This window comes from Blautia sp. HA8986 (genome assembly GCF_056504635.1).
In genome coordinates, this window is record NZ_JBWLUQ010000001.1 from 1,057,306 (window position 1) to 1,070,035 (window position 12,730).

Below are 12,730 nucleotides of genomic sequence, written 5' to 3' on the forward strand. Positions count from 1 at the left end.
TCTCTGCCTTTATTTTATTCCATTGTGATCGGTGCAAGCTTTCCCTGTGTTACATCCAGAAGATCTTTAAGCGGAACTTTAAGAGTCAGGCCTACTCTTCCTCCGCTCACATAGATCTCATCAAAATTCCCAGCTGACTGATCAAAAACAACCGGATAGTTCTTCTTCATTCCAAGAGGGCTGCAGCCTCCCCGGATATATCCGGTAATCCTTGTGAGATCTTTTACATGAATCATATCCACAGTCTTCTCTCCCACGGATTTCGCTGCTGCCTTACGGTCCACTTCCTTCTCAATCGGAACCACAAACACATAATATCCGCCGCTTTTTCCTTCCATAACCAGAGTTTTGAATGACTGGTCATATGGTGCACCTGTAATATCTGCGCAGTGGATCCCATCAATAAATTCACCGCAGTCATATGCGATTGCCTCATATTTCACCTTTTTTCTGTCAAGCATTCTCATTGCATTCGTCTTCGCTTCTTTTCCCATTTCTGTCACTCCTCATGCTTTTTTCAGTTATCTTCCCATTCATCATAATCATCAGGTTCAAGATTCCTCAGAAGATCCCGGTTATTCTTCGAGTCTTCGTGATTTCGAAGCTGTTCAAACTCATCATCTTCAAAGTCAGCCATATTTTCAATATCCAGCTGTCGTTTCCTCTGCTGGCTTTTTTCAAAATCTTCATATGTATCCGGTGTTTCCCGATAATCAGGATCAAAACGTTCCCTGCTTGCATCATAGTCATCCCCATCGTCATAATATGACCTGCCTGCAGATCTTGTATTTCTTCTGTTCTGACTGTAACTGTTCTCTGAATCGCTGCGGCTCTGACTTCTTCTGCTGCCTTCAGAAGGACTGTTTCTTCCATTTCTGCTTCTTCCTGAAGAACCTGCTGCTGATGTTCTGCGGCGGTTATCTGACGAGCTGTTTCTATCTGAGTTTCCGGCATTTCTTCCATTGCGGCGGCTTTCTGAACGGTTACCGGAAGAATTTCTTCGGTCTGAATCGCCATTTCTGCTGCGGGAACGGCTTCCTTTTCTTTCTCCGGTATCATTTCTGGCATCAGAATATCTGTCAGAAGAATTTCTGCGTCTGTTTGCCCCATTATATTCAGAAACATTTTCTCGATCCTGTGCAAATTTTTTCTTTTTTCCGGATCTGCGCATCTCTTCTTCCGGTTCATCGTCGTCTTCATCTTCTTCATCGTCATCATCATAGTGATCCTTGTTGATGGCAAACTGGATCAGCATACCAAGAAGGGCAATCCCAACTGCCATACCAACGCCATACGGAAACTGTTCAAGGCCACCGATCTTCGCAATAGAAACCCCTGCCAGCACTCCGCCAAGGATACTGGTTCCGATAATGATAACTCCTTTTGCATAGCGCATCGCCAGGATACCAAGTCCCACTCCCACAAGGATACACAGGAAGAAGGAAAAAGAACTGGTCGGATGCACCAGATAAATGCTTAAAGAAATTCCGATGCCAAATCCCAGTACAAAAATTCCGGCTCTGTATACAAGAAATGAAACGATAGCCAGGACAATTCCAAGCCCCGCCATTGCACCTGCGATCACCATTTTATCTTCAACGCCGGAAAGATACGTTACTCCAAAACCGGCTCCCGCGCCGATGAGAAATCCGAAGATCATCATCCAGAACCGCAGGATACGGTATCCCAGAAGGCAGTTCAGGATACCAAAAACACAGACTATGCCATAAACAATAGTCATAAATTGTCCAATCTGTTCCATCCCTCCTACACGCTGAAGGATGTTAAATACTCTTGATAACACATCCATATTCATAACTTCACTCCTCTCAGAAAATAAAATATATAGTATAAAAATTATCCAGCACGCCATAATGATATTCTACCTGGCTGTAGCCGTTAAGTTTCATATAATATTGCGCCACATTCTGCACTTCTCCTTCATCCAGCCAGTCTTTGCGTGCCGCATCAAAAGCCTCCTGATTGCTGAATTTGAACCTCACAACTGCCGCTCCGTTATCCAGCCGCATTTTACAGTAATCATAAATAGCCAGCCAGTCATATTCTTCAAAACATCCCTGGTTCAGAACATAAAAATTCAGATCTTTTGCCGTACATTTCGGAACAGTCAGTTCTTTCGATGCTTTATATGTCTTCTCATATTCTTCCGGAAACGGACAAAGATAATCATAGATTGTAGTTTTATGTTCTTCCAGCTGAGCTGCATCGCCATTAAGAAAATCCGGCTGATCCCCATTAGTGGCATCTACATAATAATACGACTCGCCAATTTTTACAATATCCCAGGCATGTCCTTCTGTACTTTCCTCTGTGCTGCCATCTACATAAATGCAGGGAATCCCAAGCCGTTCCAGAAGATACTGAACAGCACCTGCATATCCTGCACAGACTGCTGATTTTTTCCAGAAGACGCCTGCTATGCTCTGATCATCTGCTCCGGTCTTGTACTGCGTATTATCGATCACATAAGTATAGACGATCCGTACTTTCTCATAATCACTGGTTTCATCCGGAATCAGGCTGCTGACTTCCTGAAAGCTCGTTTCCATCGCTGCCTTTATCTCTTCTGTCTCACTTTCAGAATAAGAGTAGCCAGGAGTAAACATACAGTAATCTTTTCCGGAATATGTGGTTTTATAGATTTTTTCCCGATTGTGCACCCAAAAAATCTCCGGATGGTCTTTCAGAACCGCATGATACGTCCTGTCAATGCTGTCATCATCCGAAAGTGTCAGATAAAACTGCTCATCTCTGCTTCGAAGCCCTGTTAAAATCTCCCTGTATACGCGCTGCTCTTCCTCTGTCAACTGCCGGAAATAATATTCCTGATGTCCTTCATCTGTCTGAGCCACATCCATCTGTCGCAGTGCCTGAATTTCTTTCGGCTCTCCGGAAAAAATACTCTCAGCAGCAGAATAAATCTGTTCCAGCGTCCCAGCCCGAACATAAACGGGCTGACATATCAGGGACAATATCATTATCACTGCCGCCAGCTGGCAAAAAAATCTTTTCTTCATCTACATTCCTTTACTTTCAGTTGTAAGAAAGGGCAGCCTCCCGCAGGAGACTGCCCTCTCATCAGTCGCTGTCTCTTAATTTTCTAATTCCAGTGTTTCTACGTCATCATATGTATCCACTGTATCATCAATATCTTCCTGTTCCAGAATCAGATTCTCAACAATTTCTTCATCCTCATCCTCCTGAAGAGATGTATTCTTGAAATCCTCAAGAAGATTATCAGAAGAGATATCTCCTCCAGATGCCAGTGCATCTTTCAGAGCGCTGGACTTCACAATATCTGTGAGAACCTTCTCTGCATTCTCATCTGTCTCAGTCGCTGTTCCCTCGTTGTTTACTTCTTCAACTGCTGTATCATCATAGAAAGATGGCTGTCTGATGTAACGAAAGCTTGCACTGTAAGCCTCACCTACCGTTACACCATTCTTACTGGAAGAACAATGTACCGCAATCCAGTCTCCTGAATCCGTCTTTCCGCAGAGAATGCCAACATGATTGTTGCTGCCCGACTCCGGACCTCTCTGAAATACAAGATCTCCCGGCTGTGCATCTGCCTCGCTGACAACATTCGCTTTCTCCCACTGATCGGATGTTCCATCACCAACCGCTGCCTGCATTCCCTGATCCTGATAGCCATTGATCACGGCCCATGTTACAAAGCCGCTGCAATCCAGACCATACGCCCGTAATGTACCTGAACTCTTGCTGCCTTCTGCCGAAACCTTCTCAACAGCTCCCCAGCTTGGATCATTACCGATAGCAGTAGATTTACCGCCCCAGAAATATCCGACTTTACCTACCAGGGAATATGCAGCAGTAATTACATCTACACGATCCTCGGAAACACTGTCTCCTACACTTTCACGGACAAATCCCTTGGATGCTGTGACAACTGCACAGAGAAGTTTACAGTCCGTTTCCACGTATTTCTTCAGAACAGTTCTGTCCTTCTTGGAAATATTATTCTTCTTAATATAGTAATTGATCTTACGATTTCCGTAAGATACTTTGGTAATATCCTGTTTATCTCTGACAACAGGGTTCATCTCAGCAAAAATCTTCGTAAGAGCTTCTTTACAGGAGGAATCCATAGTAAAGGATGTCTCTCCTTTCTGGCTCTGTTCATAAACATAAACAGCCAGAACATCCTGCCAGTTTCGTACCAGAATAGTACTGTCCGTAAGCTTGTTCTTCTCTTTATACTCTCCCTCTATCTGTTCCATCACAGATGCAAAATCATCTGAAAATGTGAGATTATAATTATTCTTCAGACTGTCCAGATAAAAATCCTTACCTGCATGAAGATTGGAAACCATATTGGTTGCATATACAGGTATTCCTATCTGTGTTGCAGTAGCATTATTTCCTTTACCATCTGTAATATCACCGGTATTGTTATCTGTACCTTTATTGTCCTTCTTATTATTGTCAGTTTTTCCATCCTTCACAACAGATGCCAGCTTCTTCTCAGCAGCTACCAGCGTTGAATAATTGGTAACTCTGGCTTTCTCTGAATCCGACAGTGCCTCATACGCTGCACGTGCTTCTTCAATCTGTGATTTTGCCTTCGCAGTGATATCATTCGGCAAAGCACTGATCTTATCAATAACATTCTGAACTGCTTCTGAATTATCCGGAACCGGAGTAGATGTCGGTGCCGGTGTCGCCGTTGGTGCCGGTGTCGCCGTTGGCTCTGGTGTTGCCGTTGGCTCTGGTGTTGCCGTTGGTTCCGGTGTTTCTGTCGGTGCTGGTGTCTCTGTTGGCTGCGGCTCTGGTGTCGCAGTCGGCTCCGGTACCGGTGTCTCAATTGGTGCCGGTGCTTCCGTTGGTTCTGGTGCCGGTGTCTCTTCAACTGGCTCAGACGTCACTTCCTCACTGCTCTCATCACTGAAAACTACTTCGGTCTCCTCAGCAGCCATAATTCCCGCCGGAGATGCCAGTACCATAGCTGATATCGTCGTGATGCATAAAAACTTATTCAGGTACTTGTTCTTCATATTTATTAAGATGCTCCCTTCTTTCCTTGAACATCCCTTTACTTCCCCTATAATAAAGGTCTGCCTTAAACCATTTTTGATAACTTAAAGTTCAACTCCATTTATTTTATCATAGGAATTTTATGAAATCAACCGTTCTGACTGCATAACCTTTCCAGTTTATTTATTTTTCACTTTTTATTCACATTTTCGCAAAAAGCATTTTCCGAATACAAAAACACAAAAACTGCAGTGTGTACACACTGCAGTATCTGCCTTATACTGTTACCAGTCGGTTTTCCATATGGAATTGTCTTCTGACGCATAACTGAAAGATTCCCTGTATCACCTGATAACATACTCTCAGAATAAAGCGGATGTCATCGGCGATACATCTGGGGCTTTCCAGATAATATGCATGTCGTTCACGGATATACTCCACAAGTTCCTCAAAACTGTCGAAATGCTTCGCTTCTTCCAGCTGGCTGTCTGCTCTGCCGCTTAAGATGCACTCTTTCAGACGGTTTTTCAGTTCAGCTTCGTAGGAATTATGTTCCGCAAGACTTCCTTTATATGTTCTGTTATGAGGAAAAGTAAAATAATCTGCCATATAATGCATGACTTCACCGAATCTCCGCCAGTATACTCTGGCATTTTCTTCTTCCGGATTTTTCTCTACCAGTTCTCTCATCTTGCTCTGAAGCTGATTGAACGTTCCAAAAAACTCATGTCTGGTAGTAAGAAATGACGGTCTCAGATCCGGCATGATATTACCAAGGCAAAATGCTTTTCTGTGCTGCTGAAGACTGTAGACCTCGGACATCTGATCAGCCAGGTATCTGCCTAACAGTACATGTGATTTTTTACGCAATGTTTTCCCTCTTCCTTCTTTCTGTTCCAGGTTATGACCGAATACATCAGCAAAAGCGGTTCCGCCCGGTCATCTGCTGAAATCTTAAAGCTCTTCGTTTGTCGGAACCAACTTTACTATATCACTATTCTATTTAATGTGCAATTAAAGTTTAAGTAAAATTTGTGGAAGCTTTTTCGGCATGTTACTGTTCACTCCGTTCTCAGTAACACGCTTCGCGATGCACAGAATTTATGCTGATTGCATAAATTCGCGCGGTATGTCTCGGGTTTTCTGTGACCTTCGCTCACAAAAAACACCTCGCGGGATATTACCAGTGAACAGTAACTTCGGCATTCTATCCCCGGCTGCAGTAAAGATACCTTACAGTTCCCTGAAATCCGGTGTCCCGTACAGATCATATGGGGTGCTCTGGTATACGTAATAATTCAGCCAGTTTGTGTACAGATTGTTCGCATGTGCTCTCCAAGTGAGCAGTGGTTTGTTATTCGGATCATCGTCTTTATAGTAATTCTTTGGAATTTCAATAGGCAGTCCCTTGGACAGATCTCGTTTATATTCACCGTCCAAAGTTACACGGTCATATTCCGGATGGCCCATGACAAAGATCTTACGGCCGCCTTCTGCCATAGCAAGAAACAGACCTGCTTCTTCGCTTTCTGCCAAAACAGTAAGATCTTTGCAGGCATGGATATCTGCGATCGGAACCTCTGTATGCCTGGAATGAGGAGCAAGAAATACATCGTCAAATCCTCTTACAAGAGGGATTTTGCGATTCAGGACTTTATGCCAGAAAAGACCAAACATTTTTTTGTCCAGAGGTTTCTTATCCAGGCTGTAGAAATGGTAGAGGCTGGCCTGCGCCGCCCAGCACAGAAAAATTGTAGAAGTTACATGCTTCTCCGTCCAGTCCATAATCTCTGTCAGCTCTTCCCAGTAATCCACCTCCTCAAAAGGCATCTGCTCCACCGGTGCCCCGGTAATGATCATTCCATCGAATTTACGCTTTTTCACATCTGAAAAAGTCTCATAAAATTTATTCAGATGGCTGAGGGAAGTATTCTTCGCCTCATGGCTCTCCACTGCCATAAAAGTCACATCCACCTGCAGCGGTGTGTTGGAAAGAGAACGTAAAAGCTGCAGTTCTGTTTCCTCTTTCAGCGGCATCAGATTCAGAATCAGGATCTGAATAGGACGGATATCCTGATGCATGGCACGTTTCTCGTCCATTACGAATATATTTTCTCTTTCAAGGATCTCCTTTACAGGCAGATCCCCCTGTGTTTTAATTGGCATTGTAAGCCCTCCTTTTATCCATGCAAAGCGAACTCTCGCAGAATCCGCTTTTGATATTTTTCATGCAGAATGATTAGTCTTACAGCTTCCGCTTACCTTCCTGCCAGCTTCAGAAAATCTCCCTCAGACAGGATCGGGATTTCAAGCTCTCTGGCTTTCTTGTTTTTGGATGAATTGGACTGCACATCATTATTAATAAGATAATTCGTCTTTTTTGTTACAGAACCCGTAACCTTTCCACCCAGAGACTCTATCAGCTCTTTGGCCTCACTGCGATTTCCAAAATGAACCAGACTACCTGTGATCACAAAATTCATCCCTGCAAAAATCTGCTCTTCTTTTGGTCCTTCTTCCTGAATATGGAGAAAACTCATCAGATGATCCAGACGCCGGTTGTTATCCTCATCCTTGAAATACTCCACAAGGTTTCCCGCGATCACAGGTCCGATCGTATCAATGTCACTGACCTCCTCAAGTTCAGCATGACGGATCTTCTCAAGATCATTATCAAAATGGCGGCAGATCACCTTGGCATTAGCAAGGCCAATATTGGCGATCCCCAGACTGTAGATCACTCTTGGAAGCGTGGTATCCTTCGCCCGCTCCAGGCTATCGATCAGATTGTCATAGGATTTCTGTCCAAAACCTTCCATCTCTACGATCTCTTCTTTATACCTGCTGATCTCAAAAATATCGCCAAAATCATGGATGAAACCTCTTGCAATAAATTTCTCCAGAGTAGCCTCAGAAAGTCCGTCAATATTCATGGCATCCCTGCTTGTAAAAAGTGCAAAAGATTTGATCTTCTTAGCCGGACAGTCCGGATTTACGCAAAAAAGGCTCTCGACTTCATTGTCTTTTCGGATCATAGTATTCCTTCCACATGCAGGACAGCTGTGGGGAATCGGTGCATTGCCGCTTCCTGTAAGATTCTCCGCGATCTGAGGAATGATCATGTTGGCTTTGTAAACACGGATCGTATCTCCGATTCCCAGTTTCAGCTCTCTCATGATACTGATGTTGTGGACACTGGCTCTGCTGACTGTGGTACCTTCAAGCTCCACAGGATCGAAGATGGCCACAGGATTGATAAGCCCTGTTCTTGACGGGCTCCACTCAATCTCCAGAAGCTTCGTATCACGCATCTCGTCCGCCCATTTAAATGCCATGGCATTACGTGGAAATTTCGCAGTGGTTCCCAAGGATTCCCCATAGGCAATATTATCATATAATGCCACAAGGCCATCTGATGGAAAATCATTCTTTGTAACTGCTTCCGCAAAATAGTCCATCGCTTCATCCAGGGTATCACCTGTTACTTTCCGGTACTCGACCACCTCAAATCCCTGACTGGAAAGCCATTTAAACTGTTCTTCCCTTGAATTCAGAAAATCCACGTCATCTGCGCTGACCAGAGAAAAAGCATAAAAACGAACATTTCGCTTCGCTGTAATCTCATTATTCAGCTGACGGACCGATCCACTGCAGAGGTTTCGCGGATTTTTATATTTCGCGTCCGCATCACCGATCATCTCATTGATCCGCTCAAAATCAGAATAAGTGATAATAGCCTCTCCTCTTAGAACAAGTCTTCCTTTAAAAGAAATCTTCAGAGGAATATTTTTAAACACTCTGGCATTATTGGTAATAACCTCCCCAACAATTCCATTGCCTCTTGTAACAGCTTTGACAAGTTCTCCATTCTCATAAGTAAGGACAATGGTAAGACCATCCAGTTTCCAGGAAAGAAGTGTCGGATGCTCCCCGATAAACTCCCGTAAAGTTTCTCTCTCCTTTGTCTTGTCAAGGGAGAGCATCGGGCGTTCATGTTCCTCCTTTGGAAGCTGATCTACCGCCTCATATCCTACATTAACGGTAGGACTGTCTGCCAGAATCACCCCTGTTTCTTCTTCCAGAGTCGCCAGCTGGTCGTACAGCGCGTCGTACTCCACATTTGGCATGATCTCCCTGTCTTCCTGATAATACGCCTTTGACGCTTCCCGGAGTTTTGCCCCCAGTTCTTTCATTTTTTTGATAGCTACTTCGTTCATGCCTTCCTCCCGTTTCTTGTTGTGATCTTCCGGAGGAAAGCATCTCCTCCAGCTTCTTACGCTCTGTCGGCGTAATTTCCCGGTATTCTCCTTCTTCAATACCATCTATGTTCAAATTCATGATCCTTACTCTTTTCAGTGTGACAACACGATAGCCAAAATATTCACACATTCTCCTGATCTGGCGATTCAGGCCCTGAGTGAGGATGATCCCGAAACTGTTTTTCCCAGTTTTAGTCACTGTGCAGGGACGCGTCACAGTATCAAGGATCGGAACACCGTGGCTCATCTCTCTGATAAATTCCGGTGTCACAGGCCTGTTCACTGTTACCAGATACTCTTTCTCATGATAATTCCCTGCTTTCATGATGCGGTTCACCAAGCTTCCCTCATTCGTAAGAAGAAGCAGTCCCTGAGATTCCTTGTCAAGACGGCCGATAGGATATATCCGCACAGGGTAATCCAGATATTCCGTTACTGTCATTTCATCCCTCTGCTGTCTGGTACTGCAGACGATCCCTCTTGGCTTGTTAAAAAGAATAAGGATCTTTTTTTCCTGTATCGTTATGGGCTTTCCGTCAATACAGATATTGTCTTCCTGTGATACTTTCATTCCCGGGGAAGCAGTCTCTCCATTAACCGTGATCCGCTCATCTTCTGCCAGTCTGTCCGCTTCTCTTCTTGAGCAGACACCTGCATCGCTTAAAAATTTATTGATTCTGATTTTTTCGTCCATTATTTTATTATATATTTTTTCCCTGGTGTTCGCAACGCTTATTTTCCTTGTATTTTACAGGCAGGTATTGTATGATTAACAGGAATAAACCAAATGTCAGGAGGAAAAAATATGGCAGGCCGTAATTCACATATCAATCGGTTTTTGATTTTTATTTCTGTCTTCTTATGCCTGATCTGCGGTCTTCTTTTTACTCAGTCATCAGCAGGTCCTTCCGGAAACAATCCAGTATCCATTGCCGTAAAAGACACTCAGATCATCCCGGAAATCACAGATATTCCGGATCAGACCGATCATACAGATATTTCAGCATCTGTAACAGCAGCACCAACAGCAACTTCTGTTCCCGAAGAACAGAAAGTTTCTCCGGAAGCCGAAAATGGTGTCTGGACAGCAGACGGTTCCAACTGGCTTTTTATGGTAGATGGAACCACTTACACCGGCTGGCTCACTGACACCGATGGAAAACGTTACTATTTCGATAAGAAAGGAATTATGCAGAGAGGGTGGCTGAAACTGAAAGGCAAAAAATATTATCTGGACGAAGACGGAATCATGCAGACAGGTACCGTCACTGTAGATGGCCAGAAATATAAGCTGGCTTCCGATGGTTCTCTGAAAAAATGATGGTAAAAAAATGCAGGCTCCACAAACAATGGAACCTGCATTTTTCACCCTTATTATTCTAATAAACCACTATATATGTATCCAGTCTGTCCATCATAGTCAACCTGTATCCAGTCGCCTTCCTGCCCCTTCTTCTCAACTTCCGTTCCTGCAGAAAAACCACCGATAACCTCACCCTCTGAATCTGCTGATGCACGAACATTACAGTCTTCTGTAACCGTAAGCATAGTTCCAGTCTCTGCCGATGCGCTTGCATCATCTCCAAGTCCCTGAAGGAACTCTGCCAGAGCGGAATCATTCTCCTGTGCTGCGTCATAATTCGCCTTGACCTGTGCGATCAGTGCCTTCACATCGCTCTCAGATTCCAGTTTTTTTACATAAGTGCTGATATCTGTATCTTCGTCAGCACCTCCCTTGATCTTCAGATTACCGTCACCGTCTGTTTCTACATAAAACTGACTCAGTGCCGGAACCGGAGTCTCAATTCCCGTACAGATATAGTTAAAGACCACATAGACGACATATGAATCGTCCGTTAATCCTTTCTTCGCGTAAACATCCTGTACTTCATACCCGTCAATATAATCCCTTGAATTAATCTGTGACTCATCGGCCGGTGTAAATCCGTCCTCTATCGTCTTAAGTGTTGCAATGTCTTTTTCCCCAAAAGCCTTATAATAGCTTTGAATCAGCTCGGTTACTTCCGTGCTGGCTTTTTCCATGGTTGTTTCCGCTTTTGTACTGTCTGCGGAACTGGCGTCTTTCTTCTCGTCTGTCTCCCCATCATTTGCCGGAGAAGAAGGATCATTTTCCTGGTTACTTTTGGCTGTTGTCTGATCTTCATTGGAATTCCCCTTCTTACCTCCAACACAGGCGCGAACGCCAAAGATCAGAACAAGCACGATTAACAGAATTGCTCCGCCTAACATAAAATAGCGAAGGTTATCTGATAACCATTCTCTGAAATCATCCAAGTTCTTGTCCTCCTTATCATAACAACACGCCGGAACAGTTCCACTGCTCCGGGTAACACACCTGAAGGGAATCGAACCCCCGCACATGGTACCGGAAACCACTGCTCTATCCACTGAGCTACAGGTGCATAATGAAAAACATAACTTCTAAAATCAGGTATGAAATTGTCAAAGTCGGCTTACACTGTTTTAAATTCTAACACATAACACTGAAATTGTAAAGATTTTTTTAAACAGTGTATATTCATCAGACATTTTACGGTTACTGTTCACTGGTAATATCCCGAACGGAGTGAACAGTACCATTTTACGGGAAGTGACTCATATCACTCCCCGTATCTGTATACAACATATTTCTCAGTCTGTGCGACAGGTACGCAGCCGGCCTGACGAAGATAGTCATGGCAGTTCTGTTCCAGCTGGACTACCAGATAATCCGTTTTGGTCTTATCCAGAGATGCTTTAAACTTCGCCATATCTGTATCCGTCATCTGATAGCTTACCACATCCATAATCACTTTCTGAATCTGATAATCTTTCTTTTTTTCGTAATTTCCAACTACTGTGCTTCCTGCACGGTACAGTCTGTAATTCCGTTCCAGAACCAGGCGTAGTGACGGGTCGTACTGTCTTGCAACCATATTCATATCATCACCAAAAACAACTCGCGGTTCTTCTTTTTTGCTGTCTTCATGGATCACATCGCAAATGGAACGCAGCTCATTTGGCACTTTATAGATATTTTCCGCCATTGCAAAATTCTGTGCAATGCCAGGTATCGGTGTTCCTGTAATTATGATCACGCCGCCCAGCAGCACTGCAAGAAGAACTTTTCCTGTTTTGAATTCTATAAGACTTACCAGACGAACTGCGTAATAAGCCACTCCCGGGATCACCGGAAGGATCCAGATGAACCGGTAATATTCATTCTCAAAATCCACTTTTGGTACGATATATCTCACAAGAAACGGATTGTATACAGTAAGAGCCAAAAAGATCACATAATACAAAAATACCACGGCTTCTTTTCTCTTATGATAAAAAATATCCCACAGGATACCCAACAGAAAAAACACGGGCAGTATACATCCGCTCCAGTAATTCTCCATGCATACTCTCACAAAAGTCAGGCCAAGTTCCCTGATTGTTACTCCTGCCAT

Annotated in this window: 10 protein-coding genes, 1 tRNA gene and 1 pseudogene; 1 reads left to right on the forward strand and 11 read right to left on the reverse strand. The window is 43.8% G+C overall.

The window, feature by feature from the left end:
- Nucleotides 1–14: 14 nt before the first annotated feature.
- From ybaK to AC04Q4_RS04885, 8 genes and pseudogenes are all read right to left on the reverse strand, one after another.
- Entirely contained in the window at nt 15–494 is a 480-nt protein-coding gene (gene ybaK, locus AC04Q4_RS04850; RefSeq protein ID WP_173757095.1) for a Cys-tRNA(Pro) deacylase, read from the reverse strand.
- A gap of 23 nt (nt 495–517) precedes the next feature.
- Complete coding sequence (locus tag AC04Q4_RS04855) at nt 518–1,816, reverse strand: DUF4203 domain-containing protein (protein ID WP_195456633.1); 1,299 nt, start codon at nt 1,814–1,816, stop codon at nt 518–520.
- A gap of 13 nt (nt 1,817–1,829) precedes the next feature.
- Nucleotides 1,830–3,038, reverse strand: a complete 1,209-nt coding sequence (locus tag AC04Q4_RS04860; protein ID WP_243873781.1) for a transglutaminase domain-containing protein — start codon at nt 3,036–3,038, stop codon at nt 1,830–1,832.
- 75 nt (nt 3,039–3,113) lie between these two features.
- Nucleotides 3,114–5,036, reverse strand: coding sequence for an NlpC/P60 family protein (locus AC04Q4_RS04865; RefSeq protein ID WP_476388608.1), 1,923 nt, complete (start codon nt 5,034–5,036; stop codon nt 3,114–3,116).
- A 256-nt stretch (nt 5,037–5,292) separates the two neighbouring features.
- Nucleotides 5,293–5,886 carry a zinc dependent phospholipase C family protein gene (locus AC04Q4_RS04870; RefSeq protein WP_173737245.1) on the reverse strand — a complete coding sequence of 198 codons (594 nt, stop codon included), beginning with the start codon at nt 5,884–5,886 and terminating at the stop codon, nt 5,293–5,295.
- 363 nt (nt 5,887–6,249) lie between these two features.
- Nucleotides 6,250–7,182 carry a homoserine O-acetyltransferase MetA gene (metA, locus tag AC04Q4_RS04875; RefSeq protein WP_173737244.1) on the reverse strand — a complete coding sequence of 311 codons (933 nt, stop codon included), beginning with the start codon at nt 7,180–7,182 and terminating at the stop codon, nt 6,250–6,252.
- Nucleotides 7,183–7,274: 92 nt separating this feature from the next.
- The gene (gene ligA, locus AC04Q4_RS04880) at nt 7,275–9,233 is read right to left on the reverse strand and encodes an NAD-dependent DNA ligase LigA (RefSeq protein ID WP_173737243.1); all 1,959 of its coding nucleotides are present in this window, start codon (nt 9,231–9,233) and stop codon (nt 7,275–7,277) included.
- Nucleotides 9,234–9,315: 82 nt separating this feature from the next.
- Nucleotides 9,316–9,969 (reverse strand): annotated as a pseudogene (locus AC04Q4_RS04885) (pseudouridine synthase); the annotation flags it as partial.
- 111 nt (nt 9,970–10,080) lie between these two features.
- Between AC04Q4_RS04885 and AC04Q4_RS04890 the strand changes: the two are divergent.
- Nucleotides 10,081–10,596: an N-acetylmuramoyl-L-alanine amidase family protein gene (locus AC04Q4_RS04890; RefSeq protein WP_173737242.1), complete on the forward strand. Its 516-nt coding sequence runs from the start codon at nt 10,081–10,083 to the stop codon at nt 10,594–10,596.
- A 53-nt stretch (nt 10,597–10,649) separates the two neighbouring features.
- Here AC04Q4_RS04890 and AC04Q4_RS04895 read toward each other — a convergent pair whose 3' ends face one another.
- From AC04Q4_RS04895 to AC04Q4_RS04905, 3 genes are all read right to left on the reverse strand, one after another.
- Nucleotides 10,650–11,570, reverse strand: coding sequence for an SH3 domain-containing protein (locus tag AC04Q4_RS04895; RefSeq protein WP_243873782.1), 921 nt, complete (start codon nt 11,568–11,570; stop codon nt 10,650–10,652).
- Nucleotides 11,571–11,626: 56 nt separating this feature from the next.
- Nucleotides 11,627–11,698, reverse strand: a tRNA-Arg gene (locus AC04Q4_RS04900).
- Between the two features lie 198 nt (nt 11,699–11,896).
- A complete protein-coding gene (locus tag AC04Q4_RS04905) occupies nt 11,897–12,730 on the reverse strand; it encodes a hypothetical protein (RefSeq protein WP_173737241.1) in 834 nt (277 codons plus the stop codon).